Origin of the sequence: Segnochrobactrum spirostomi (assembly GCF_009600605.1) — a bacterium.
Lineage (GTDB): Bacteria > Pseudomonadota > Alphaproteobacteria > Rhizobiales > Segnochrobactraceae > Segnochrobactrum > Segnochrobactrum spirostomi.
In genome coordinates this window covers 3,400,131-3,425,407 of record NZ_VWNA01000001.1, presented here as the reverse complement: position 1 = coordinate 3,425,407, position 25,277 = coordinate 3,400,131, and the positions used below count along the sequence as shown (strand labels likewise).

The following is a 25,277-nucleotide window of genomic DNA, read 5'->3' as shown; positions in this document are numbered from 1 at the left end:
CGGGCGGCGTGGGATGATGGCGGGATCATCGATCGCGGAGGGCAGAGCGTGGGCGGACGGCGGACAACGGAACGGGCGGAGATCGAACGGCGCATCGATCAGGGGCGCGGCCTGGTTCCCGCGGACCTCGTGATCCGGGATGTCCGGCTGTTCGACCTCGTCACCGGCCTGATGTTCGAGACCGATATCGCGATTACCGGCGACACCATCGTCGGCACCTACGGCCGCTACGAGGGCCGCCGGGTCATCGAGGGTCGCGGCCGGATCGCGGTGCCGGGCTTCATCGACACCCATCTCCACGTCGAATCCTCGCTCGTCACCCCGCTCGAATTCGACCGCTGCGTGCTCCCCCACGGCGTCACCACGGCGCTGTGCGATCCCCACGAGATCGCCAACGTGCTCGGCCTCGAGGGGCTGCATTATTTTCTCGCGTGCGCGCTCGCGACCGCGATGGACCTGCGCGTCAACCTGCCCTCCTGCGTGCCCGCGACCCACATGGAGACGGCAGGCGCGCGGCTGTCGGCCGCCGATCTCCTCGGCCTCGCCGATCACCCCAAGGTGCTCGATCTCGCCGAGGTGATGAACTTTCCCGGCGTCCTCGCCAAGGACCCGGACATGATGGAGAAGCTCGCCGCCTTCTCCGACCGCACCCGTGACGGCCATGCGCCCCTCGTCCGCGGCCTCGACCTCAACGGCTACATCGCCGCCGGCATCGCCAATGACCACGAATCGACCGGCGCCGAAGAGGCGCTCGAGAAGATCCGCAAGGGCATGCACGTGCTCATCCGCGAGGGCTCAGTCTGCAAGGATCTCAAGGCGCTCGCCCCGATCCTCAATGTCGCGACCTCGCCCTTCCTGGCCTTCTGCACCGACGACCGCAATCCGCTCGAGATCGCCCACGAAGGCCATCTCGATTTCATGATCCGCACGGCGATCGCCTCAGGCGTGCCGGCACTCGCCGCCTACCGCGCCGCCTCGACGAGCGCGGCGACCGCCTTCGGCCTGACCGACCGCGGCCTCGTCGCGCCCGGGCGGCGGGCCGACATCGTCCTCCTCGATGACCTCGACGGCTGTGCCGTGTCGGACGTCGTCGCGGCCGGCCGGCTGGTCGGGCCGGACCTCTTCGCCGCACGGCCGAGTGTGGCCCCGGTGGGGCTCGATTCGATGCGCGCGCCGACGGTCAGCGCCACGGATTTCCGCACCCCGGCGAGCCGCGCCGAGGGGCCGGTGATCGGCATCATCCCCGGCAAGATCATCACCGACCACCTGACCCTGACCCTGCCCTACGCCGACGGCGAGCGGCGCATCGACCTCGACCAGGACGTCGTGAAGGTCGCGGTCGTCGAACGGCACGGGGTGAACGGCAATATCGGCCGGGGCTTCGTGAAGGGCTTCGGCCTCAAGCGCGGCGCCATCGCCTCCTCGGTCGGCCACGACAGCCACAACATCACGGTGATCGGTGCCGACGAAGCGGATATGGCGCGCGCCGTGAACCGGCTCGGCGAGATCCGTGGCGGCTTCGTCGTCGTCGAGGACGGCCGCGTCACCGCCGAGATCGCCTTGCCGGTGGCCGGCCTCATGAGCCTCTCCTCGTTCGAGACGGTGACGGAGGAATTGCTGCCGCTGCGCGCCGCGGCGAAGGCGCTGGGCTGCACCCTGGCCGAGCCCTTCCTCCAGGTCGCGTTCCTGCCGCTCCTCGTGATCCCCCACCTCAAGATCGGTGATTTCGGCCTCGTCGACGTCGACCGCTTCACCATTCTGCAGAGCTGAGCCTGCGCGGGCGACGACGGGCTTTCGCTTCAATCCCGAAGGCCCGCTTCACACGTGGGTGATGGCGCGTCGGCAGCGACACGCCGTCACCTTCCCGCCTTGATGGCGCTGCTATAGTCAAAACGGACATTCCTCCCGTCGTGCCTCGATTCGTGCCGTCCTCCCGCGGCGCGGCATCTTGTTGTTTTGGCTGCTCCGATGCCCATTGCTCTGCTTGCGCTCGCCATCGCCTCGTTCGGCATTGGCACGAGCGAGTTCATCATCATGGGCATCCTGCCCGACGTGGCGCGGGACCTTTCGGTGTCGATCCCGCGGGCGGGCCTTCTCGTTACGGCCTATGCGCTGACCGTGACCCTCGGTGGGCCGTTCGTCGCGGTCGCGGCCGGGCGGCTGCCGCGCAAGACGGCGCTGATCCTTCTCATGGGCGTGTTCACCGCCGGCAACGTCGCCTGCGCGCTCGCTGGCGATTATTGGATGCTGCTTGCCGGCCGCATTCTCGCCGCGCTCTCCCACGGCTCGTTCTTCGGCATCGGCGTCGTGGTGGCGGCCTCGGTGGTGCCGCGCGAGCGCCGCTCGATGGCGATCGCGCTGATGTTCTCCGGCCTCACCTTCGCCAACGTGACGGGCGTGCCGCTCGGCGCCATGCTCGGCCACTGGGCCGGCTGGCGCTCGACCTTCTGGGCGATCGTGCCGATCGGCCTCATCAGCGCCGCCGCCTTGGTCGCCTTCGTGCCGAAGACCGAGAAGCCGGCGGAGGGAGACGGCTCGCTCGCCGATTTCCGCATTCTCGGCCGGCCGCAGATCCTGCTCACGGTCGCGATCAGCGTCGCCGGGTCGGCCGCTTTGTTCGCGGTGCTGACCTACATCGCGCCGCTTCTCACCAGCACCGCGAACCTCTCCCAGCAGGTCATCTCGGTCGCGCTCCTCCTCTTCGGCGTGGGCAACTTCGTCGGCATGCTCGCCGGCGGCCGGCTCGCCGATTGGCGGCAGATGCCGGCGATCCTCGGCCTTCTCGGCCTCCTCGTCGTGATCTATGCGAGCTTCGCCTTCACGAGCCACGCGACGATCCCGGCGGTCGCCTCGATGCTCCTCATCGGCGCGGTGAGCTTCGCCACGAGCCCGGGCCTGCAGACGCGGGCGATCGAGTTCGCCCCGGAGGCGCCGGGCGTGTCGGCGACGCTGATGCAGAGCGGCTTCAATCTCGGCAACGCCCTCGGCGCGTGGATCGGCGGCATGGCCCTCGAAGCCGGCCTCGAATACGGCCAGTTGCCGTGGCTCGCGACCGCCCTCACCGTCGTCGCCCTCGTCATCGCCCTCGCCTCGGTGGCGCTCGAGCGCCGCAACCCGAAACCGCAATTCGCAGCGTAAGACGGCCCGCCCCCGCGCGACGTTTCCGCCGGCTCGCGGCGATGCTTCGTTGCCGCGAAGCCGCCGCGAAAGACTCAGGTTCTCTTAACTTCAGGTGGGCATTGTGCCCTGATGGAGTTGAACCGTCGGCGGATCTGGCTGCGCGTCTTGTCCCTCGGGCTCGTCGGAGCGAGCCTGGGCGGCTGCGGCATGTTCCGAACCAGCGACGAGCACGAGTGCATGGCGCGGGTGCTCTATTTCGAATCCAACCGCTCCAGCGAAGAGGGCATGCTCGCGGTCGGCACCGTGGTGATGAACCGCGTCCAATCCGGAAAGTATCCCCGCTCCATTTGCGGCGTCGTCGCCCAGCAGGGGCAGTTCGCGCCCCACGCGCTGAGCGCGCCGATGACCGGCACCGCCAAGGTGCGCGCCGAGCGCGTGGCCTCGGCGGTGATGTCCGGCCGCCGCCATCCGGCGCTGAAGGACGTCTATTTCTTCCACACGGCCAATGCGAGCTATCCGCGGCCGAACCTGCAATATGTGGCGATCGCCGGCGGTAACGCGTTCTACAAGCGGCCGCCGCGCGGGGCGCCGTATCGCGCCTCGCCGAACATCATGCTCGCCTCGAGCACGTCCTATGGCGGCTCGCGCGCGGCGACGCTCCAGCCGCGCTACGCCCTGCCGCCCTCGACGAAGCCGCAGACCGAGCAACAATGGGCGCTGCCGCCGGCGACGCTGCCGGAGAGCCCGGCGGGCCTGCCGCCCGATCCGCCCGTCGAGACCGCAGGCGCCGTGCCGCTGCCGCCGGCCTCCCCCTACGATCTGGCCCAGGCCGCGGGCGAAGCCCCCGCCCCGACCCGGATCGCGCCGGTGCAGGCGCAAGCGAAGCCGCGCTCGATCAACGACATCCTGGCCATGACCGAGGGCGGCGGCGTTCCGCTGAACTGAGAGCAGCGCGCGGCCCGTCGCCGACGATCCACCGGCGGCGCGACCGGGCGCGCCCTCCACGCCTTGCCCGCGCCGCCGACCTCCCTTATCTCCCCAACTCGACCAGTCCCGACGCGATCCTCCTCGATCGCGCCTCGGCACTCGTGCATGGCGCGGGCGTGCTTCGGCACCGGCGATGTGCGGGGCCACAGCGCCAGAGATCGGAGCCAAAGATGGGTGGAGCCTTCGTCACCGAGCTCACCGACCGCGCCGTGGTGCGGATCTCGGGACCCGACACGCGCCCGTTCCTTCAGGCGCTCGTCACCTCCGACGTGCTCGCACTGTCCGACAGCCGCGCCGGCTACGCGGCTCTGCTGACGCCGCAGGGCAAGATCCTGTTCGATTTCCTCATCGCGCCGACGAGCGACGGGGTGGTGCTCGACGTCGCGGCGCCGCTCGCGGCCGATCTCGTCCGCCGGCTCGGCTTCTACAAATTGCGGGCGAAAATCGAGATCCGCGACACCAGCGCCGACGAAACCGTGCTCGCCTTCTGGGCCGGCGATCCCCCGCCGATCCTGCCCGGCGTGGTTTTCCAGGACCCTCGGCTGGCCGCGCTCGGCCACCGCGCGATCGTGCCGCGGGCCGCACTCGCCACGGTCTATGCGCTGCCCCTCTTGAGCCGCGCCGTCGAAAGCGCCTGGCATGCCCACCGCATCGCCCTCGGCGTGCCGGAGGGCGGCCGCGATTTCGGCTATGGCGAGACCTTCCCCCACGATGCCGACATGGATGCGCTCGCAGGCGTCGACTTCCGCAAGGGCTGCTATGTCGGCCAGGAGGTCGTCTCGCGCATGCAGCACCGGGCGACGGCGCGGCGGCGGATCGTGCAGGTCGAGAGCGCCGGCGGCGCCCTGCCCGCCCCCGGCACGCCGCTCACCGCCGGAGACCGACCGCTCGGCGTGCTCGGCTCCGCGGCCGGCGCGGCGGGCCTCGCCCTCGTCCGCCTCGACCGCGCCAAGGAGGCGGCGGACGGCGGCACGCCGGTCATGGCCGGCGACGTGCCGGTCGCCCTGAAATTGCCGGCGTGGGCAACCTTTGGCTGGCCCGAGACGGGCGCGGCCTCGGCGGCGGACTGATCCCATGGCCGACCGCACCGGCGCGCCGCCCCGAGCCTGGCAGCGCATGCTCTCCGGCCGCCGGCTGGACCTCATCACCCCCTCGCCGCTCGACATCGAGATCGCCGACATCGCCCACGGCCTCGCCCGCGTCGCCCGCTGGAACGGCCAGACGACGGGGCCGCACGCCTACTCGGTCGGCCAGCACGCGCTTCTCGTCGAGCATCTTACCCGGCTCGCGAAGCCGGACCTCTCCCCCGTCTGCCAGATGCTGGCGCTGCTTCACGACGCCCCGGAATATGTGATCGGCGACATGATCTCGCCGTTCAAGGCGGTGCTCGGCGACGGTTACAAATCGATCGAGCGGCGCCTCGCCGCGGCGGTTCATCTGCGCTTCGGCCTGCCGGCCGAGCCGAGCGCGGAGGTCCACAAGCTCATCAAGCGGGCCGATCTCGTCTCCGCCTATCTCGAGGCGACACGGCTCGCCGGCTTCACCGAAGCGGAGGCGCGCAGCCTGTTCGGCACGCCGCGCAATCTCGACCCGTCGCAGCCGGCCCTGGTCGATCTCGTCACCCCCTGGCCGGCGGCCGAGGTGGAGCGGCGCTTCCTCGCCCGCTTCGCCGAAATCGACGCCGCGCTCTGAGCCGCCATCAAAATCCCGTCATTGCTTCCTCTCTGGGCTTCGACCCCCATGCCCCCGCAACGAGGCCCATCCGTGACGAGATCGACGCGAGACCGATATGTGGCGGGGACACGGCGAGACGCCTCGCGCAGCAAGGGGCGCGGCCGGACGCTGATCCTCGCGGCCTCGCTGATCGCGCTCTCGGGCTGCATCACCGACGGCTTCATGCCCGGCGGCGACACCTATGCCTGGACGAAGCCCAACACGACCCGGGCGCAGCGGCGCCTCGACATCAACGAATGCACGCTGGCCGCCGCCCGCGAGGTTCCGCCGGTGATGGGCACGGAGATCGTCCCCGGCATCTACGACCCGGGCCCGGTCTTCTGCACCGGCGCGGGCTTCTTCATGACCTGCTCGCAATCGATGGGCATGAGCATCCCGCCGATGGCGGTTCCCGTCGATTACAATGTCAAGCTCCGCCAGAAATATGTCGACGTCTGCTTGCAGAAGAAGGGATATGCCCTCGCCAAGGTGAAATTCTGCCAGTCGAAGGACGACCTCGTCACCGAGGACTGCGTCTCCGCCGACAAGCTTTAGGACTTTTCCGATGATCCATGTCTGCTCGCTCGCCCGCCTGCACTCAACCGTGAAGACGACCGGCGCCCGTCACATCGTGACGCTCATCAACGCCGATACGCCGGTCGAGCGGCCGCAGAGCGTCGCCGCCGCCGATCACCTCTTCCTCGGCTTCAACGACATCATCGAGCCGATGGAGGGCATGACGCCCCCCGCCCCGGAGCATGTCGAGGCGCTGCTCGGCTTCGTCGGGCGCTGGGAGCGGACGAGCCCGATCGTCATCCATTGCTTTGCCGGGATCAGCCGGTCCACCGCGGCAGCCTTCATCACCGCCTGCGCGCTCACGCCCGAGCGGGACGAGGCGGAGATCGCCAACCGGCTGCGCGCCGCTTCGCCGTCGGCGACGCCGAACGCGCTCCTCGTGCGCTACGCGGACGAACAGCTCGGACGCAACGGCCGCATGGTGCGGGCGATCGACGCCATCGGCCGCGGCCGCACGGCCTTCGAGGGCACGCCGTTCCGCCTCGACATCGCCTGAGCGGACGCCGGAAGGCTCACGGATCGGGCGGCCGGGCTCAGCTCCAGCCGCCGCCGTAGGTCTGGTAGAAGATGTGGCGGCCGATCTGCTTCTGCCGCTTCATCAGGTCCGCCCAGTGCGGATGGACATAATCCGCGTGATAGTGCGTCACGGTGACGAGCTCCGGCACCTTCAGCCGACCCGCGGTGACCTCGCGGGCGATGAACTGGGCCTGCCGCCACGCCGCGTTGTCGACGACCCGGTCCGGGTTGAGGTCGCAGGCGAAGGAGAACTGGCAGCGGTTGCGCATCTCTTTGTTCTGATAGACCACGCCGCAGATCGTCTTCGGGAAGACCGGATTGCGAACCCGATTCAGAACGACCTGGGCGACGCCGACCTGCCCGTCGAAGGGCTCGGTCGCCGCCTCGAAATAGACCGCCTCGGCGAGGCAGCGCTGCTCGCTCGCCCGCACCGCGCTCACCGGCAGCGGATTGTTGATCCAAGCGTGAGGGTCGACGGCCAGTTCTTCCGGCGTCACCACCTCTTCGTCCGGCGGCTCGAGCCCGGTCTCGCCGAGCAGAGAGCGGAACGGTGCCTCCACGTCGAAGCCCGAATCGCTCGCATAGGCCGAGGCGATGGAGGCGCTCGCGGCGGCGACCGCGCGGGCCGCGATGCGCTTCTTGCGGTCGATGCCGGAGATCTGGAGGTCGTCGCGCTCGTCGGTGCGCAGCGCGAGATAGGCTTTCGGGTCGTCCTGCGGCACCGGTCGGGTGCGAATGAAGGCGGCGCGCGGGGCGCTGTCGTCGCCGAGCGCGCCGTAGAGGCTCGACACCCGGTAGAGGGTTCCGGCGGCGATCTCGCCGTCCCCGGTGCGGGCGAGCTGGGTGATCAGCCGCTCGCCCTTGCGCGAGCGGTCGATGGGAAAGCCCGCGTCGGCGACTTTGTCGGAGGCGACGAGTCCGGTGACCTGAAGGGGGCGCCGCCGCCGGCAAGCGTCACCTTGGGGCCGTCGTCGGTACGGAAGGCGAAGGTCGGCAGCTTGTCGCTTTCGCCCGGCGTCGAGACCAGGCGGGCGGTCCAGCGCGGGGCGGTATCCTCGCGCGCCGCCACGAGATCGCGGATATCCTGGAAGGCGACCGGATTCGTGAGCACCAGGAAGAGGCCGGCGGCCGTCACCGCCCGGCGGACCATCTTGGCGCCGCCCGTCATGGCGTGGCCGACGAGACGCTGCGCCCGGGAGCGCGGCCGCGGAACGTGGAGCTTCGACCAATGCTGCACACCACCCGTCAACTCGACGAAGATGTGGGGTGCGACCACCCGTTCCATACGCGACTCCCGGCGAATCGGAGGGGCGGTGGGGCCTGTTGCCGCACCGCCGCGCCGGCGAGAATGTCGCCGTTAACCTTGCCGCCGGGTTAACGCAGACAGATGTGATCGCCCAACGGCGCAACGCGGCGCCGCCGGGACATCGAACCGCCGATATCTACACGTCGTGGGAAAGGGGCCTTTGCCCGACGATCGGCATCTTCGCCAGCCTCAGGACCGCATTCAAGCCGGACTGCAGCGCTCCCTCCATGTAACCAAAAAAGCCTGGCGACGTGTGCTCACCCGCATAAGCAAAGCGCCCCGCGACAACGTCATTCAGGTCCTTCATTTTGCCGGAGACCTCCCCAATTCCCGGAGACGAGTAGCCCGCAAGCAGAGCCTTCTCTATATTTTTGCCGGATCTCGCGGTGTTTACTTGCGAGTATACAAACTTTATATTGTTCTTCTTCCATACCGGCATCACAGAATCCAGCATAGGCTTGTAATAAGCCTCCTTATCTGGCGCAGTGATCGCCCTATCGGCTCCATTTGAGCCTGTGAAGACCGAAAGGACGACAGGCGCTCCCTGGCCCGGCAGTGATGCAGCTTGATTGCCGCTCGCCTCCCACATTTGGCCCACGCCGGTCTTCGCCGTGTCCTTTTCGTAGAAGAGATTGCCGTCTGGCGATAAGCGCTCGCGAAGCCAGAAGCGATCTTCCGATGACATATGCGCCTTGACTGCATGGCCGCTCTGCAAAACGGGCATTTTTATCTGAGTCCCCCCTCAAATAGGGTAACGTTGTTATTTACGCTCAAGCTTGTTGGCGCGGCAAAAACAACATAATTATGCGGGTTAGGCGTTCCCCAATAGCTATTTCCAAACTCGTAACGAACAAATCCATAAAGATCGACCTTTGCTTCCGCCGCCGTCGGAATTACGATCTTGCCAATCGGCATAGACCGCATGATTTCCATCTTCTTGGCTTCGATCGCGTTCAGAAGGCTCTCTGCAAGCGCCTGATTGCCTTGGTCGCAGCGAAACAGCTCTACATCGGCAAAGAAACGCGCTTCTCCCGTGGCCGTTGCACCGCCCGCCGCGATCTGGGCGAGGAAGCCCAAGGCGCTCTGCTGGTCTGTCGGCATAACGTTGTCGTTCTCCATCTCCGCCAGGAACATGGCGAGGGAGCGCGGATACTTTTGTATATATCCGTCCAACGCCTTAACAATCCAATCCTTGAACGAAATTCCGTCCAAATCGCGCCCGCTATCCCAGGGTCGTAACGGATCAATATCTTTCGCTGACTCCCAAATTACACTCTGGAAGTGCGTGTAATCCTCGTATAGCGAGGAAAGATTAGCTGATTCAATTTTCTCACCATTGAGAAATATCTCGGGCACGATGTCGACGGCGTCCAGATACGTCCCCGTATCGATGCTGACCATTCCGAGGCCGAACAACCGCGCATAAAAGAGCCACACGGGATGGATCAAGCCGATCAGCTCCGCGCCGCGCTCGACAATACGTGCCGGCGCTAATGCTCCATAATCCGATTGCACCCGGCCACCGACATTCGGGGTCGCCTCATACAGCGTCACATAGGCGCCACCGACCGCCGCCGCATAAGCAGCCGAGAGGCCGGCAAATCCGCCGCCAATGACTGCTAATGTCTTGCCACTGAAGGGTTTCTTCTCGGCCAAGGTGCCGAAGATTGCTTCGATCTCATCGACGTCCGACGCGAATTTGCCTGCTGCAACGCGACTGGCCCGCTCGCCAGCAGCAAGTCCGGGTCGGGCGGCGCTTATACGGTTGAGGACACCGCTCGTCGTTCCGTAGCGGCGGTGCAAAAGGCGGTAAATGGATCGAGGCATATGTTCCCCCTGTAAGCGCATGCCGGCACCGCCTCGCCAAGGGGCATGGCAGGGCGCCGGTGCCGAAGGGGGCGGACCGTGAGCTGCAAGCAAGTCCGACGTCTGCACCAACGTGGATCGGTAGATGTACCGCTCTTCCAATGCTCGGGACGCGAGCGAGCCGATACCACGTTATTCTATTATAGGATGCATCTTCGAAATTATTCAATCGAAAGAGTCGGCGCGTTGCGGCCGGTCCGGCTTTCGCGTCGTCGCAGCGCCCCCTACCCGAGCTGGCCCTTGAACTGGCCGCGATAGACCTGGTCGGGAACGCCCAGGGTCTGCTCGACGATGAACTGGCAGATGCGCATCGCGCGCCGCAGCACGATCGGCCGCGGGCCGTGATTGACGATCTCGAGCTGGATCTGCCCGCTCGAGCCCGCATGGATCGTCGGCGCGGTGACGTGGACGGCGAGACCGATCCTCGCCAGCGCACTCTTACCCTCGAGCCGGCCGACGAGGCGGGAGTTGGGGTCGAGCAGCACCGTCTCGAGCGTCCAGGCGAGCACGAGTTGCTGCGGGGCGAGCAGGAAACCCTGCTCGGTGATCTCAATCGGAGACGTGATCTTGTCGATCGCCTCCGCGAACACGTAGCCATCGGCGGCGGGATCGATCGGGGTCGCCTCGCCCGTCTCCGGCGTTCGGAAAACGCGCAGCCGGCTGTGGAGACGGAGATCGATGGAGGTTGGCCCGAACGCTGCTTCGGCCGGCCGCGGCTCGATCACGACGCCACCGGTCTCCAGGGAATGGCGAAGCTCGCGGTCGGTCAGGATCATTGAAACTCCCCCGGGAGGTCCGCGACGCCGGGAGAGGCGACGCCATCCCGTCGAGTGTGAGGCGGGAGGGACGGCGACCGGACGAAGTCGGCCCCGTCCCTCGATTGGATATCAGCCCTTCCGGGCGGCGATCGCGGCCTGGGCGGCGGCGAGGCGGGCGATCGGCACGCGGAACGGCGAGCAGGACACATAATCGAGTCCGACGCCCTCGCAGAAGCCGATCGAGGCGGGGTCGCCGCCGTGCTCGCCGCAGATGCCGAGCTTGATGTCGGGCCGGGTCGCCCGGCCGCGCTCGGCCGCGATCTTGACGAGTTCGCCGACGCCGTCCTGGTCGAGCGTGACGAACGGGTCCTGCTCCAGGATACCGCGGGCCTGATAGGCGCCCAGGAAGGAGGCCGCGTCGTCGCGCGAGATGCCGAAGGTCGTCTGGGTGAGGTCGTTGGTGCCGAACGAGAAGAACTCGGCCGATTGGGCGATCTCGCCCGCGCGCAGGGCGGCGCGCGGCAGTTCCACCATGGTGCCGACCTTGTAGACCAGCGCCCGGCCGGTCTCGCGCTTGACGAGCTCGGCCATCGCATCGATGCGCGCCTTGACGAGGTCGAGTTCGGCCTTGAGGCCGACGAGCGGCACCATCACCTCCGGCTCGACCGGCTTGCCGGTCTTGTCGGCGGCCTCGATCGCCGCCTCGAAGATGGCACGCGCCTGCATCTCGGCGATCTCCGGATAGGAGACGGCGAGGCGGCAGCCGCGATGGCCGAGCATCGGATTGAACTCGTGCAGCGCGTCGGCGCGCTCCTTGAGCTTCGCCGGATCGACGTTCATCGCCCGGGCGACCTCGGCGATCTCCTCGTCCGTCTTCGGCACGAACTCGTGCAGCGGCGGATCGAGCAGGCGGATCGTCACCGGCAGGCCGGCCATGATCTCGAACAGCGCCACGAAATCGGAGCGCTGCATCGGCAGCAGCTTGGCGAGTGCCGCGCGGCGGCCCGCCTCGGTGTCGGCGAGGATCATCTCGCGCACCGCGACGATGCGGCCCTCGTCGAAGAACATGTGCTCGGTACGGCAGAGGCCGATGCCCTCGGCCCCGAACTCGCGAGCGGTGCGGGCGTCGAGCGGCGTCTCGGCGTTCGCCCGCACCTTCATGCGGCGGACGTCGTCGGCCCAGGCGATCAGGGTCGCAAAGTCGCCGGACAGGTCCGGCTTCAGCATCGGCAGGGAGCCGGCGAAGACTTGGCCGCTCGCGCCGTCGAGGGTGACGATGTCGCCCGCCTTGAAGATTTCGCCCCCGGCGGAGAGCGTCTGGCGGGCATAATCGACGCGGATCGTGCCGGCGCCCGAAACGCAGGGTTTGCCCATGCCGCGTGCCACCACCGCGGCGTGGCTGGTCATGCCGCCACGCGTCGTCACGATGCCCTCGGCGGCGTGCATGCCGTGGATGTCCTCCGGGCTCGTCTCGATGCGGACGAGGATGACCTTGCGGCCCATGCCCTTCAGCCGCTCGGCCTCTTCGGAGGTGAACACGATCTCGCCGGACGCCGCGCCGGGAGACGCCGGCAGGCCCGTCGCGATGAGCTTGCCCTCGGCTTTCGGGTCGATGGTCGGATGCAGGAGCTGATCGAGCGCGGCGGGATCGATGCGGCCGATCGCCTCCTCGCGGGTGATGAGGCCCTCGGCCGCCATCTCGACCGCCGTGCGCAGCGCCGCCTTGGCGGTGCGCTTGCCCGAGCGGGTCTGCAGCATCCAGAGCTTGCCGCGCTCGATGGTGAACTCGAGGTCCTGCATGTCGCGGTAGTGCTTCTCGAGCGCGTCGCAGATGCGGCGGAACTCGGCGAAGGCCTCCGGCATCACGCGCTCGAGCGAGGGCTTGTCGGAGCCGGCGGCGATGCGGGCGGCCTCGGTGATGTTCTGCGGGGTGCGGATGCCCGCCACCACGTCCTCGCCCTGGGCGTTGACCAGGAACTCGCCGTACAGCGCATTCTCGCCGGTCGACGGGTTGCGGGTGAAGGCGACGCCGGTCGCCGAGGTCTCACCCATGTTGCCGAACACCATGGCCTGGACGCTGACGGCGGTGCCCCAGCCTTCCGGAATCGTGTGCAGGCGGCGGTAGGTGATGGCGCGGGCGTTCTGCCAGGAGCCGAACACGGCGCCGACCGCGCCCCAGAGCTGTTCGCGCGGGTCCTGCGGGAAGGGCTTGCCGAGATGTTCCTCGACGAGCGCCTTGTAGCGCACGATCAACGCCTTCCAGTCCTCGGCCGAGAGATCGGTGTCGAGAACGAAGCCGTGGTCGTCCTTATGGGTCTCGAGGATCTCCTCGAAATGATGGTGCTCAACGCCGAGCACGACGTCGCCGTACATCTGGATGAAGCGGCGATAGGAATCGTAGGCGAAGCGGGCATCGCCCGACGATTTCGCGAGCGCTTCCACCGTCTCGTCGTTGAGGCCGAGATTGAGGACGGTGTCCATCATGCCCGGCATCGAGACGCGGGCGCCCGAGCGCACCGACACGAGCAGCGGCTCGGCCTTGTCGCCGAAGCGACGGCCCGTCAACGCGGAGACGTGATCGAGCGCGGCATCGACCTGGCCCGCGAGCTCCGGCGGGTAAGCGTGGCCGTTGGCGTAATAATAGGTGCAGACCTCGGTGGTCACGGTGAAGCCGGGCGGCACGGGCAGGCCCAGATTGGCCATTTCCGCGAGGTTCGCCCCTTTTCCGCCCAGGAGATTGCGCAGGCTGGAATTCCCTTCCGCCTTACCATCCCCGAAGGTGTAGACCCACTTGGACATTTCGGTCTCCCTTGACGCGCCGGTCGCCTGCGCCGAATGCTACGCCGCGACGCGGAAGGCAAGCTCAGAACTTTTTTTCGCAACGCGAAAGAAATGGCTCCGCTGCTTGCGGGCGATGAGCTGACGCGCCATCCTGCACAAATGTCTGAGAATGCCGCCATGCCAGCCACGAAGCCGCCCGCGACAGCCACCGCCCGCGCCCAGCGACTCCGCCGCTCCGTCGCCGCGATCGCGCTCGGTTTCGCGGTCGCCGTCACGGCGGCGCCGTCTTTCGCCGAGACGCGCAACGATCCGGGGCTGACCTCGCTCGCCGGCAATTATCTCGCCGCGCGCCTCGCCGCCGAAGAAACCGACATCGACGCGGCGGCGGTGTTCTACCGCGCCGCACTCGACGACGACCCGATGAACCCAATCCTGATGGAGCGCGCTTTCACCCTCGGGCTCGCGAGCGGCAATCTCGACGACGCGGTCGATCTCGCGGCGTCACTCCCCGATTCCGTCGACGTCAACCGGCTCGCCCACCTGACCCGAGCCGTCGACGCCTTCCTCAAGGGCGAACCGGCGAAGGCGCGCGACTATCTCGCGACCAAATCGCGCAGCCCGCTGATCGAGTTGACGAGCAGCCTGATCACGTCGTGGACCTTCGCGGAGCAGCGCAACGAGGCGGACGCACTGAAGGCGCTCGACCGGCTCGGCAACGCCGACGTGTTCCGCGCCTTCACGACCTACAACGGCGGTCTCGTCGCCGATCTCCTCGGCGACGAGGTCGAAGCGCGCCAGCGCATGAAGGACGCCTACGACGCCGATCCGAACGCGACCCGGATCGTCATCGCCTATGCCCGCATCCTGACGCGGGCGGGCGACCCGGCCGCGGCGAAGGCGGTGGTCGATCGCTTCGCCGGCATGGTCGGCGACCAGCCTCTGGTCGACGAATTGCGGACGATGCTGAAGGCCGGCAAGAAGGCGCCGCCGGTGGTGCCGAACGCCCGGGCCGGCGCCGCCGCGGCACTCGCCGCGATCGGCGCCACGATCGGACGGGAGGGATCGACTGAGCTTTCGGCGGCCTATCTCCAGCTCGCGCTCTATCTCGACCCCAAGGCCGAGTTCGCCGCGATCGCCCTCGCCGAGCTCTACGAGCGGCTCGACCGCCCGGCCCACGCCATCGAGATCTACCGAACCATCGCTTCGAACTCGCCGTTCTACCGCGACGCCGAAATCCAGATCGGCCTCAACCTCAATTCCCTCGACAAGTTCGAGGAGGCGAAGCGGGTGCTGTCCCGCGTCGTCCAGCAGAATCCCGGCGATGTCGAGCCGGTGCTCGCCTACGGCGCCGTGCTGCGCAGTCACGAGAAGTTCGTCGACGCCGCCAAGGTCTATTCGAACGAAATTTCGCGCATCACGATGCCGAAGCCGCGCGACTGGATCCTGTTCTACAATCGCGGCATCTGCTACGAGCGCACCAACCAGTGGCCCAAGGCGGAAGCGGACTTCAGGCAGGCCCTGAAGCTGTCGCCGAACCAGCCGGAAGTGTTGAATTATCTCGGCTATTCTTGGGCCGACCGCGGCGTGAACCTCGACGAGGCACTCGCCATGATCCGCAAGGCGGCCGAGCTTCGGCCGACAGACGGGGCCATCATCGACAGCCTCGGCTGGGCGCTCTACAAGCTCGGCCACTATCAGGAGGCGGTGCCGCAGCTCGAGCGCGCCGTCGATCTCGTCCCCGGCGATCCTGTCCTCAACGACCATCTCGGCGATGCCTATTGGCGCGTCGGCCGCACCGTCGAGGCGCGCTTCCAATGGGCCCACGCCCGCGACATGAAGCCCTCGCCGGACCAGCTCAAGATCATCGAGGAAAAGCTCAAGAACGGTCTGCCGCCGCTCGCCGGAGAGCCCTCCCAATCGGCGAAGACGACGCCGATTTCGGCCGATCCCAAGAAGACGCCGAAGAGTGATGCGACGCCCGGCACGGCCCCGGACGCGACGGTGCCCGACGCCGCGGCGCCCGACGGCGCGAACCCGGGCGGGGATGCGCCGGCCGAGCAGCCCTGAGCCGCCGGCATGTTCGCGGAGGTCGCGCGGGCCAAGGTCAATCTGGCGCTCCATATCACCGGCCGCCGAGCCGATGGCTACCACGACGTCGATACGCTCGTGGCCTTTCCGGAGGTCGGTGATCGCCTCGTCGTGGAGCCGGCCGGCGAAATCTCGCTCGAAGTCGACGGCCCGTTCGCGGCCGCGGTGCCGACCGACGGCGCCAATCTGGTGCTGCGAGCCGCGCGGCTCCTCGCCGAGGCGGTCGGTGTCCCGGCCCGCGGCGCGCGGTTCCGCCTGACCAAGGCCCTGCCCGTCGCCTCCGGCATCGGCGGCGGCTCGGCCGATGCCGCGGCGGCCCTGCGCCTCCTCAACCGTCTGTGGGGCCTCGATCTCGCCCTCGAAGCGCTCGCGGCCCTGTCGCGGCCGCTCGGCGCCGACCTACCGATCTGCGTGCTCTCGACCCCGGCCCGGGCGACCGGCATCGGACACGACATCGCGCCGCTGCCGGCGCTGCCGAACATCGCCTTCCTGCTCGTCAATCCGGGCGTGCCGGTCGCGACCCCGGACGTTTTTCGCGCGCTCGAGCGGCGCGACAACGCCCCACTGCCCGCCGGCGCCGCCGCGTGGCGCGACGCCCGCGATCTCGCCGAATGGCTGGCGGCGACGCGCAACGACCTCGAACCGGCGGCGCAGCGCGTCGCCCCGGTGATCGGCGAGGTGGTCGCCGACCTCGCCGCCACGTCGGGTGCCCTCCTCGCCCGACTGTCCGGCTCCGGCGCCACGGCCTTCGCCTTGTTCGCCACCGCCGACGAAGCCGCCGCCGCCGCGACCCGCCTCGCCCGGACTCGTCCTTCGTGGTGGATCAAGGCTGCCGACGGGGGCGCGACGAACGCGGCGATGGTGGCTTAGGCGGGTGTCGGGCGTTGTTAGGCTGGCACGTCGGCGAGCAGCGAGCGTTGTGAGGCGGCAGATGTCGTGGGGCGGCGCCTGCGGCACCGGACCCCACCCCGGCGCTCCGCGCCACCCCTCCCCCTGGCAGGGGAGGGGCTGCCTGCGGCACTCGTCGTGCTAGAACAGTGTCCTCACCCCTCCACCCGCATCGTCGTTTCACAGCTTTCGGTGCCCTCAGCACTGTCGTGGAACAGACCTCCCCACAAAATCAGCGCCTTAGTCCCTCCCCTGCCAGGGGGAGGGACAGACCGCCGGAGGCGGTCAGGGTGGGGTGATGCTGGGCGAGACCCATCGGAAGCCAGAACCCGGTGAGGCGTGGGCTTAACTCGCCCCCGCGCGCCCTCCGAAGCCCCGCCCCCTCAATCCACCCCACAGCCCGGCAGCGGCGCGCCGTCTTCGAGGATGGCGCGGGCGGCGGCGGTCGGGCGGCCATCGGGCTCGTGGAGCACCAAAGCCGGGGCAAGCGCCAGCGGGGCGCGGCTGCCCTTGCGTCCGGTGACGACGATGCGGATCGCCGCCGCGTCGGCGCGCGCCTGAACCGGCACGACGACCACGGCGCCGAAGCGGCCGGCGAGCGAATCGAGCACGTCCTTCAGGCCGGCAGCCGGAAAGATGATCGCGACCCGCCCGTCCGGTGCGGCGAGCGCCGCCGCGAGCTTGAGCCAGGGCTCGAGCCCCTCGGGTCCGAGCACATGGGCACCGGCCCGCGCGACATCCGGCGAGGCCCGAACGGTGCCGGCGCGGTGGAAGGGCGGGTTGGTGACGACCATCGCGGCGCTGCCGGGGATCAGGCCGTGCTCCGCCCGCGCGGCGGCGGGCATCAGGATATCGGCCTCGATCACCCGGGCGCGGGTGACGATCCCGGCATTCTCGGGCTCGTCGAGCGTCAGGCGCGCGGCGGCGAGCGCGGCCGGATCGCGTTCGACGAGATCGACCGCAAGCCCCGGCGCGCGAAGGCCCGCGCACAGCCCGGCGACGCCGGCACCGGCGCCGAGATCGTAGAGGCGGCCGACGAGGCCCGCCGGCACCGCGGCCGCGAGCAGCACGGCATCGTGGCCGGAGCGGTGGGCGCCGCCGGACGGCTGGCGCACGATCAGCCGGCCGCCGAGAAAGGCATCGCGGGTGAAGGGCCCCTCGCCGCCCGCGTTCATCGCGCGGCGCTCACCACCGACCCGCGCCCGCGGCCGGCTTCAGCTCGGCGGCGAGGCCGGCGTCGATCAGCAGCCGGCGCGCCTGGGCCTCCTCGTCCTGCCCGACCAGAACCCGGCGCGCCAGGATGCCGAGCGAGCCTTCGACAACGCTCATGTTGAGATCGGTGACGAGGTGTGCGATGCCCGCCTCGGTGAGAAGCGCCTCCACGAAGGAGATCAGCACGGCATCGTTCGTGCGCAGGATCTCTTTCATGCGGGCGACCTCCTCGCGGGTTCGGGCAGGCCGCCTCGGCGGCGGCCCGGTCCCTTCCCCCATCGCATGCCGAGCGGGCCGCTTCAATCGGGGGCCGGTCCGGCGGCGACGGTGCGTTCAACGGGAGCGTCCCTTGCCGGGGCGGGACGGCCTCCCTATTCTCCGCCCCGGACCTCGATCTCGCGTCCGCGAGACACGGCTTTTCAGGAGTTCCGCCGCGTGGCTTTCGCTCAACCGGCTCAGACGTCGCAGGCGACCGCGGCGGGTTCCGAGGACAACAGCCCCGTGCCGGCGAGCCTCGCCCGGGCCGGCGCCGCGCCCGGCAGCATCGACGCCCTCGTCGCGCTCGTCACCCCCGACATGAAGCGCGTTAACGAGCTCATCCTGTCGCGGACGGGCTCCGATGTCCTGATGATCCCCGAGGTCGCGAACCACCTCATCTCGTCGGGCGGCAAGCGCCTGCGGCCGATGGTGACGCTCGCGACCGCCGGCCACTTCGGCTATGGCGGCGACGGGCACATCCGCCTCGCCGCGAGCGTCGAGTTCATGCACAGCGCGACGCTGCTGCACGACGACGTGGTGGACGACAGCGACATGCGTCGCGGCAAGCCCGCGGCCCGGCTCGTCTGGGGCAACCAGGCGAGCGTACTCGTCGGCGACTTCCTGCTCGGCCAGGCCTTCAAGATGATGGTCGAGGCGGGCTCGCTCGAATGCCTCGCGATCCTGTCGAACGCCGCCGCCGTGATCGCCGAGGGCGAGGTGATGCAGCTCGCCGCCGCCAAGGACCTCGAGACCGAGCGCGAGACCTATCTCAAGGTCATCAACGCCAAGACGGCGGCGCTGTTCGCCGCCGCGGCCGAGGTCGGTCCGGTGATCGCCGGGGCGAGCGACGCCGAGCGCGCCGCCTTCCGCGATTTCGGTGAATATCTCGGCCTCGCCTTCCAGCTCGTCGACGACGCCCTCGATTATGGCGGCTCGGCCGGCGCGCTCGGCAAGAATGTCGGCGACGATTTCCGCGAGGGGAAGATCACGCTCCCCGTCATCACCGCCTATCAGGCGGGCGATGCGGAGGAGAAGGCGTTCTGGAAGCGCTGCATCGAGGAGGGCGCGATCGCCGACGGCGACCTCGAGCACGCCATCGTGCTGCTCGGCCGCCACGGCGCGCTGAAGGCGACCGTCGATGAGGCGCTCGCCTACGGCGCCCGCGCCAAGGCCTCGCTCGCCCCCCTCGCCGACACGCCGCTCAAGGCGGCCTTGATCGAGGTCGTGGATTTCTCGATCGCCCGCGCGCACTGAGCGGGCGCCCAACCGTCCATTCCAGTTTTGAGGGAGCCGCGGCGGCGACGCCGCGGCGCCTCCGCATCACGCGCCGGCTTCGAAGGCGGCCAGCTTGGCGCGTCCGGCTTCCGCGATCAGCGCGGCGTCGATCCCGAGCGAGATGAAGGTGAACCCGGCCGCCTGCGCCGTGCGGGCGTCTTCGACGCTCGGCGCGAAATAGCCCGCGATCCGCCCCGCCGCCCGCGCCGCCGCGGCGATCTTCGCAGCCGCCGCATGGGTCGATTCGGCCGACGGCGCGACATGGGCGCCGTTCGACAGGGCGATTGAGAGGTCGGCCGGCCCGACGAAGACGCCGTCGAGCCCCGGCACGGCGAGGATGTCGTCGATTCCCTCGAAGGCGGCACGGGTCTCGATCATCGCGAAAGCGAGCGTCGCGCGGTTCGCCGTTTCGAGCCAGCCGAGCGGATCCGTCACGCCGGCGAGCGCCATCGCCGAGGCCGGGCCCCAGCTCCGCTCGCCGAGCGGGGGATATTTGATCTGGGCGACGAAGCGCCGGGCGGTCTCCACATCGTCGATCATCGGGGCGATCACCGCGGCCGCGCCCGCATCGACGGCCCGGCTCGCGGTGGCGAACTCACCGACCGGCACGCGGACGACCGGCGTGCCGCCCGCCGCGACGATCGCGGGGATGGTGGCGGCGACGGAGGCGAAATCGTGCTCGCCGTGCTGCATGTCGAGCGTCACCGCCGGATAGCCGGCGCGGGCGAGCAACTGCGCCACATGGCGGCCGGGCAAGCAGGACCACGCGCTCAGGATCGTCTCACCGGCGCGCAGGCGCTCGGCGAAATCGTAGGGTTCACGGAAGACGGACAAGGATGCACTCCCCGATGGCCGCCCGGCGCGCGGGTGGACCGCCCCGCGCCGGCTGCGGCGCCGTGGGCACTTTGGCACGGCCGTCGCGCCCGTATCAACGCGACAGGCCCGCGCGTGGAGCATCCCTCTCCGCCCGCCTATGCACACCGAGAATTGTTTTCCGGGCGCGGATCGGCTAGGGTCGAACGGTAAGCGTGGGTGGGGCCTCCGGGTGAGGCTGTTGCCCGCGCATTCGTCGTTGCCGCGGCGGCTTTGAACGGTTCGGCACCAATAGGCTCTTGGCTCGCCAGCGGAGACCCCGGCTCGACATGGATTTCCTCAAGCATTCACGGTACATCCCCATGAACCGTCGCCGCCGCATCTATGAAGGCAAGGCAAAGATTCTCTACGAGGGCCCGGAGCCCGGTACGCTCATTCAGCACTTCAAGGACGATGCCACGGCCTTCAATGCGAAAAAGCATGAGATCGTCGACGGCAAGGGCGTGCTGAACAACCGGATCTCCGAGTACGTCTTCACCCACCTGAACAACATGGGCATCCCGACGCACTTCATCCGTCGGCTGAACATGCGCGAGCAGCTCATCCGTGAGGTTGAGATCATCCCGCTCGAGGTGGTGGTCCGCAACGTCGCGGCCGGTTCGCTCTCGACGCGCCTCGGCATCGAGGAAGGCACGCAACTGCCGCGCTCGATCATCGAGTTCTATTACAAGAACGACAAGCTCGGCGACCCGATGGTCTCCGAGGAGCACATCACCGCGTTCGGCTGGGCGACGCCCCAGGAAATCGACGACATCATGGCGCTCGCCATCCGCGTCAACGATTTCCTCGCCGGCCTCTTCCTCGGCGTCGGCATCCGTCTCGTCGATTTCAAGATGGAATGCGGCCGCCTCTGGGAAGGCGACATGATGCGCATCGTCGTCGCCGACGAGATCTCCCCGGATTCGTGCCGTCTGTGGGACATCGTCACCAACGACAAGATGGACAAGGACCGCTTCCGGCGCGACATGGGCGGCCTGCTCGAGGCCTACCAGGAAGTCGCGCGCCGGCTCGGCATCCTCAACGACAACGAGCGCAACACCACCCAGGGCCCCGTCCTGGTGAAGTGATGCCTGCGGGGGGCTCCCGGCCCTCCTCTCCACGTCCGGCGGCCTCGCGACGAGGCCGCCGCGCCGCCCGGCCACGCGCCGGCGCGGATTTCGCGATCGATCATCAAGCCCATCCGAGAGCCCGACATGAAAGCGCGCGTCACCGTCACCCTGAAGAACGGCGTCCTCGATCCCCAGGGCAAGGCGATCGGCGGCGCGCTCTCCGCGCTCGGATTCGGCGGCGTCGAGAGCGTGCGCCAGGGCAAGGTGATCGACCTCGAGCTCGCCGACCAGGACGCAGCCGCGGCCCGTACCCGCATCGCCGAGATGTGCGAGAAGCTGCTCGCCAACACGGTGATCGAATCCTACGCGATCGACATCGTCGGCTGACCCGCGCGGCAAACCCGGAGGCCTCCCGATGAAATCGGCCGTCGTCGTCTTCCCCGGCTCCAACCGCGAACGTGACGTGATGCGCGCCCTCGAGAGCGTGACGGGCGTCGCGCCGAAGGCGGTGTGGCACGCCGACACCGAACTGCCGGCGGTCGATCTCGTCGTGCTGCCGGGCGGCTTCTCCTACGGCGATTATCTGCGCTCCGGCGCGATCGCCGCCCGTGCCGCCATCATGGATGCGGTGCGCGCCCACGCGGCCCGCGGCGGCCTCGTGCTCGGCATCTGCAACGGCTTCCAGATCCTCACCGAAGGCGGCCTCCTGCCGGGCGCGCTGATGCGCAATGCCGGGCTGAAGTTCGTCTGCCGCGAGGTCAAGCTCGAGGCGGTGGCGGTCGATACCCCGTTCACCCGCGCCTACGCCAAGGGCGATGTGCTGCGCTGCCCGGTCGCCCACCACGACGGCAACTATTTCGCCGACGGCGAGACGCTGGCGCGCCTCGAGGGCGAGAACCGCATCGCCTTCCGCTATGCCGAGGGCACCAATCCGAACGGCTCGATCGCCGACATCGCCGGCATCCTGAGCGACAATCGCCGGGTGCTCGGCATGATGCCGCATCCGGAAAATCTGATCGAGCCGCTCCAGGGCGGCACCGACGGCCGGCCGCTGTTCGAAAGCCTCATCGCGGCCTGAGTCCATTTCGCCGGGCGCCTCCGCCCGGCCCTTGGTCCGCGCACGACGCGGCAGCCGGGGCTCGCATGACCGACGCGGCCAGAGGCGATCGAGCGAGGCTCAAGGCGCGCACCGGATTGGTCCCGCTCGCGCTTGCGGCCGGCCTCCTCGCCCTCCCGGCGCTCCCAGGCGGCACCGATGCCGCCGAGACGGTGCTCGCGGCGGGCAAGCCGGCGGTGACCGGAGCGTCCGTGAGCGGCGACGCGACGCGCACCCGCCTCACCCTCACCATCAACCACGTCATCGAGATCTATCCGAAGGTCGAGGACGGCGGGCGGCGGGTCGTCATCGACATTCCGCCGATCGCCTTCGCCCTGCCGGCCGGGTTCACGCCGAAGCCGGCCGGGCTCGTGACGGCGTGGAGCTACGGCTACGTGCTGTTCGGCAATTCGCGCATCGTGCTGGAGACGGCGCGCCCCGTCGCCGTCGCCTATCAGGCGGTGCTGCCGCCGCTCGCCGACGAGCCGGGCACGGCGATCGTCGATCTCGTGCCGGCCGACGGCGACGCCGCCACGCCACCCGCCCCCTGAACGACCCGACCTGCAAATAAAAAGGGCGGACGCTCGCGCGCCCGCCCGATGTGGTCCCGCGGAGGCGGGGCTGCACTCAGCCCGGCGTCGCCAAGGCGGCCGCAGCACCCTGCTGCTGGGCGATCGCCGCGGCCACGGCCTGCTGTTCCTGCTCCGGCGTCAGAGCCGGGCCCGAATTCTCGATGCGCACCGTCATCGCATTGTTCGGGAACTCGAGCTTCGCCTCCAGGAACGCCTCGTGGAGCCGCGCGAGCACCATGCGGGTGGCCATGGAGGTGTCCATCGGCGAGGTCATGAACTTCACCCGAACGGTGACGCCGTTGCCCGAGACCTGGGACACGCCCTGCGACTTCAGCGGCATCAGGAAGAGATGCGCGGTCGCCGGATCGGTGGCGAGTTCCTGCCCGACCCGCTTGACGATCTTGCGCACCTTCTCGATGTCCGTCCCGAGCGCGAACTGGAACGGGATCTTGCTGAGCGCCCAATCCCGCGAGAAGTTGGTGACCTGCTTGATGTTGCCGAACTGGATGGTGTGCAGCGGGCCGTTCTGGTGGCGGAGCTGGAAGGAGCGGATCGAGATCTTCTCGACCGTGCCCTTGATGCCCCCGCCGAGATCGACGTACTCGCCGACGCGGAAGGCGTCGTCCACCAGGAAGAACGCGCCGGACAGCACGTCGTGGACGAGCGTCTGCGAGCCGAAGCCGATCGCGAGGCCGAAGATCGAGGCGCCGGCGAGAAGCGGTGCGACCTGCACGCCGAGTTCGGACAGCACCATCATCACGATCAGGCTCGCGATGATGGACAGCACGAACACGCGGATGAGCGGGAGCAGCGTCGCGATCCGCGACTTGCCGGTACGGATCGGCGCCTCGTCGTCCTCGCCGTCGTCGGCGTAGATCGCGCCCATGCCGCCTTCGACGGCGAGCTTGCGATCGATCGCGATCCGCACGCCGTCATAGAGAATGGCGCCCGCCACGAGGATGAGGCCGACCTTGACGATGATGCTGCCGAAGCCGCCCGATTCGAAGGTGACACCCCAGGCGCGCGCGAGATCGACGAAGCAGAGAAACACGATGATCCACGCCGCCGCATCATAGGCGAGATCGAGATAATCGCGCAGCCGGCGCGCCTGCGCTCCAGTGCCGACACGCAGCACCGTGCTCTGTTTGACGATCTTGGCGAGCACCAACCGGGCGACGCCGTAACCGATGAAACCGACGACGAGGAGCATCAGCGGCGTGGTGACGAGGCCGGAGCCCCCCTTAATGCCGAGCAGGACGTTGACGCAGCGAAGCCCCCAACCGAGCAGGAAATAGGCGACCGCGATGAGCCACCAGATGCGGGCGAGCCCGCGGATCAGCGGATTGATGGTGCTGCCGGGAGCCACCAGAATGTGGCTGATCATGCGGCGGTGAACGATGCAGACCAAGGAAATCAGAATGACGAGCACGAGCGACAGCGAGATCGCGACGAGGCTCCGATTCTCGGCCGGAAGCGAAAGAACCTCGAGCCACCAATCGAAGCCCGCGATCGCAGCCGCGGCGACGACGAAGATCGCGAAGTCGCGGTAAAGCCCCGGGCTTGCTGGGTGTCGACGTGCACCAGCCGATATTGCGGCAGCGCGGGCGTGAAGAGCGTCCGGAAAACGCTGAGCAAGGAGCGCGCGATGCCGACGCAGACGAGAGGGATCAACGCCGTTCGCCGCTCGATCGGGACGCCCTTGTCGAGCAATTCGAGAACGAGAAAGCCGACCCCGACGAGGATCGCGCTGCCGATAACCCACACGAGCAGGCGACGCAGCAGAAAGGCGATCCGCGTGTTGGTGTCGAAGCCTTCCGCGGTCTGCGGAGCCGGCTTGGCGGCCTTCTGCACATAATGCTCGAAGAGGCGCGCCGCGGCATAGCCGATCGCGATCGCGAGAACCGCCGAGAGGGCGGCGCGGCCGAGCCAGCCGTCGCCGTCGCCCGGAACCTCGCGGGCGACCGCGTTCGAGAACTCGCCCGGAAGCTGCGGCAAACTCGCCATGGCCGCCCGGAAGCGGACACCGAGCTCGGCCGCGATGTCGGCGAGTTCCATCTCCTCGAGATGGACATCGGCCGAGATGTCTTTCCCAAGGCTCGCGGGGGCCGGGGTTGAAGACGTCGAAGCCGCCGCCGGCTTCGCCGGCTCGGCCGCCGATGCGGGGATCGGCGCGGCGGCGAGCCAAGCCGCCGTGAGCGCACCGATAATCACGGCAAACGCCCACGCGGAAAGTCTTTTTAAGTGTACGGTCATGTCCCTATCCCCAGCACGGCAGTCGTCCCATGCATCACAGATGGCTTGAAGCAGGTCAAGTCAGCGTGAGGGCTTACGGCTGTAAGCCGT

At 68.6% G+C, this 25,277-nt stretch carries 25 protein-coding genes; 14 read left to right on the top strand and 11 right to left on the bottom strand.

All coding sequences use genetic code 11. The features are described 5' to 3' along the window. The first annotated feature begins 48 nt into the window (after positions 1–48). The 7 genes from ade (at position 49) to F0357_RS15430 (ending at position 6,892) form a co-directional block, all read left to right on the top strand. Positions 49–1,770 (top strand): adenine deaminase, encoded by a 1,722-nt coding sequence (gene ade / locus F0357_RS15460; protein ID WP_312861613.1) that lies wholly within the window; start codon positions 49–51, stop codon positions 1,768–1,770. Positions 1,771–1,968: 198 nt separating this feature from the next. Then, a complete protein-coding gene (locus tag F0357_RS15455; RefSeq protein WP_153483859.1) occupies positions 1,969–3,138 on the top strand; it encodes an MFS transporter in 1,170 nt (389 codons plus the stop codon). Positions 3,139–3,327: 189 nt separating this feature from the next. Further along, complete coding sequence (locus F0357_RS15450) at positions 3,328–4,065, top strand: cell wall hydrolase (protein ID WP_208948365.1); 738 nt, start codon at positions 3,328–3,330, stop codon at positions 4,063–4,065. 212 nt (positions 4,066–4,277) lie between these two features. Continuing rightward, a complete protein-coding gene (ygfZ, locus tag F0357_RS15445) occupies positions 4,278–5,177 on the top strand; it encodes a CAF17-like 4Fe-4S cluster assembly/insertion protein YgfZ (protein WP_153483855.1) in 900 nt (299 codons plus the stop codon). Between the two features lie 4 nt (positions 5,178–5,181). Beyond that, positions 5,182–5,799: a YfbR-like 5'-deoxynucleotidase gene (locus F0357_RS15440; RefSeq protein ID WP_153483852.1), complete on the top strand. Its 618-nt coding sequence runs from the start codon at positions 5,182–5,184 to the stop codon at positions 5,797–5,799. Between the two features lie 99 nt (positions 5,800–5,898). Further along, positions 5,899–6,375, top strand: coding sequence for a hypothetical protein (locus F0357_RS15435; protein WP_153483850.1), 477 nt, complete (start codon positions 5,899–5,901; stop codon positions 6,373–6,375). A gap of 10 nt (positions 6,376–6,385) precedes the next feature. Continuing rightward, a complete protein-coding gene (locus F0357_RS15430) occupies positions 6,386–6,892 on the top strand; it encodes a tyrosine phosphatase family protein (protein WP_153483847.1) in 507 nt (168 codons plus the stop codon). Positions 6,893–6,929: 37 nt separating this feature from the next. Here the strand turns inward: F0357_RS15430 and F0357_RS25255 are convergent, their stop codons facing one another. The 6 genes from F0357_RS25255 to ppdK all read right to left on the bottom strand — a co-directional run bounded on the left by F0357_RS25255 (position 6,930) and on the right by ppdK (position 13,641). Then, complete coding sequence (locus F0357_RS25255) at positions 6,930–7,703, bottom strand: cell wall hydrolase (protein WP_312861612.1); 774 nt, start codon at positions 7,701–7,703, stop codon at positions 6,930–6,932. A 56-nt stretch (positions 7,704–7,759) separates the two neighbouring features. Beyond that, positions 7,760–8,197, bottom strand: coding sequence for a hypothetical protein (locus F0357_RS24625; protein ID WP_246161481.1), 438 nt, complete (start codon positions 8,195–8,197; stop codon positions 7,760–7,762). Between the two features lie 157 nt (positions 8,198–8,354). Next, positions 8,355–8,942 (bottom strand): FAD-dependent oxidoreductase, encoded by a 588-nt coding sequence (locus tag F0357_RS15420; RefSeq protein ID WP_153483845.1) that lies wholly within the window; start codon positions 8,940–8,942, stop codon positions 8,355–8,357. A 2-nt stretch (positions 8,943–8,944) separates the two neighbouring features. Continuing rightward, positions 8,945–10,045, bottom strand: coding sequence for an NAD(P)-binding protein (locus F0357_RS15415; protein WP_208948364.1), 1,101 nt, complete (start codon positions 10,043–10,045; stop codon positions 8,945–8,947). A gap of 263 nt (positions 10,046–10,308) precedes the next feature. Beyond that, positions 10,309–10,860 (bottom strand): dCTP deaminase, encoded by a 552-nt coding sequence (gene dcd / locus F0357_RS15410; RefSeq protein WP_153483841.1) that lies wholly within the window; start codon positions 10,858–10,860, stop codon positions 10,309–10,311. Between the two features lie 111 nt (positions 10,861–10,971). After that, positions 10,972–13,641 (bottom strand): pyruvate, phosphate dikinase, encoded by a 2,670-nt coding sequence (gene ppdK, locus F0357_RS15405; protein WP_153483839.1) that lies wholly within the window; start codon positions 13,639–13,641, stop codon positions 10,972–10,974. A 159-nt stretch (positions 13,642–13,800) separates the two neighbouring features. Here ppdK and F0357_RS15400 point away from each other — a divergent pair, with 159 nt between their 5' ends. Continuing rightward, positions 13,801–15,690 carry a tetratricopeptide repeat protein gene (locus F0357_RS15400; RefSeq protein ID WP_208948363.1) on the top strand — a complete coding sequence of 630 codons (1,890 nt, stop codon included), beginning with the start codon at positions 13,801–13,803 and terminating at the stop codon, positions 15,688–15,690. Between the two features lie 9 nt (positions 15,691–15,699). Continuing rightward, positions 15,700–16,581, top strand: coding sequence for a 4-(cytidine 5'-diphospho)-2-C-methyl-D-erythritol kinase (locus F0357_RS15395; protein ID WP_153483821.1), 882 nt, complete (start codon positions 15,700–15,702; stop codon positions 16,579–16,581). 401 nt (positions 16,582–16,982) lie between these two features. Here F0357_RS15395 and F0357_RS15390 read toward each other — a convergent pair whose 3' ends face one another. After that, on the bottom strand, positions 16,983–17,774 hold the full coding sequence (locus tag F0357_RS15390; RefSeq protein WP_153483820.1) for a tRNA1(Val) (adenine(37)-N6)-methyltransferase: 792 nt from the start codon (positions 17,772–17,774) through the stop codon (positions 16,983–16,985). A gap of 10 nt (positions 17,775–17,784) precedes the next feature. After that, a complete protein-coding gene (locus F0357_RS15385) occupies positions 17,785–18,027 on the bottom strand; it encodes a putative signal transducing protein (RefSeq protein WP_153483819.1) in 243 nt (80 codons plus the stop codon). A 285-nt stretch (positions 18,028–18,312) separates the two neighbouring features. On the opposite strand from F0357_RS15385, the gene F0357_RS15380 reads away from it, so the two are divergent. Then, on the top strand, positions 18,313–19,323 hold the full coding sequence (locus tag F0357_RS15380) for a polyprenyl synthetase family protein (protein WP_312861713.1): 1,011 nt from the start codon (positions 18,313–18,315) through the stop codon (positions 19,321–19,323). Positions 19,324–19,389: 66 nt separating this feature from the next. On the opposite strand, the gene F0357_RS15375 is transcribed toward F0357_RS15380, so the two are convergent. Further along, positions 19,390–20,178, bottom strand: coding sequence for an HpcH/HpaI aldolase family protein (locus F0357_RS15375; protein WP_246161480.1), 789 nt, complete (start codon positions 20,176–20,178; stop codon positions 19,390–19,392). A gap of 308 nt (positions 20,179–20,486) precedes the next feature. On the opposite strand from F0357_RS15375, the gene purC reads away from it, so the two are divergent. From purC to F0357_RS15355, 4 genes are all read left to right on the top strand, one after another. Next, a complete protein-coding gene (purC, locus tag F0357_RS15370; protein ID WP_153483814.1) occupies positions 20,487–21,284 on the top strand; it encodes a phosphoribosylaminoimidazolesuccinocarboxamide synthase in 798 nt (265 codons plus the stop codon). 126 nt (positions 21,285–21,410) lie between these two features. Next, positions 21,411–21,653 carry a phosphoribosylformylglycinamidine synthase subunit PurS gene (gene purS / locus F0357_RS15365; protein ID WP_153483810.1) on the top strand — a complete coding sequence of 81 codons (243 nt, stop codon included), beginning with the start codon at positions 21,411–21,413 and terminating at the stop codon, positions 21,651–21,653. Positions 21,654–21,681: 28 nt separating this feature from the next. Beyond that, a complete protein-coding gene (purQ, locus tag F0357_RS15360; protein WP_153483807.1) occupies positions 21,682–22,344 on the top strand; it encodes a phosphoribosylformylglycinamidine synthase subunit PurQ in 663 nt (220 codons plus the stop codon). Between the two features lie 65 nt (positions 22,345–22,409). After that, positions 22,410–22,913, top strand: a complete 504-nt coding sequence (locus tag F0357_RS15355; RefSeq protein ID WP_153483805.1) for a hypothetical protein — start codon at positions 22,410–22,412, stop codon at positions 22,911–22,913. Between the two features lie 76 nt (positions 22,914–22,989). On the opposite strand, the gene F0357_RS25250 is transcribed toward F0357_RS15355, so the two are convergent. Both F0357_RS25250 and F0357_RS15345 read right to left on the bottom strand, forming a co-directional pair. Next, complete coding sequence (locus F0357_RS25250; RefSeq protein WP_153483799.1) at positions 22,990–24,363, bottom strand: mechanosensitive ion channel family protein; 1,374 nt, start codon at positions 24,361–24,363, stop codon at positions 22,990–22,992. Next, entirely contained in the window at positions 24,348–25,187 is an 840-nt protein-coding gene (locus tag F0357_RS15345) for a hypothetical protein (protein ID WP_153483795.1), read from the bottom strand. Before F0357_RS15345 ends, F0357_RS25250 begins: the two co-directional genes overlap by 16 nt. Positions 25,188–25,277 lie beyond the last annotated feature (90 nt).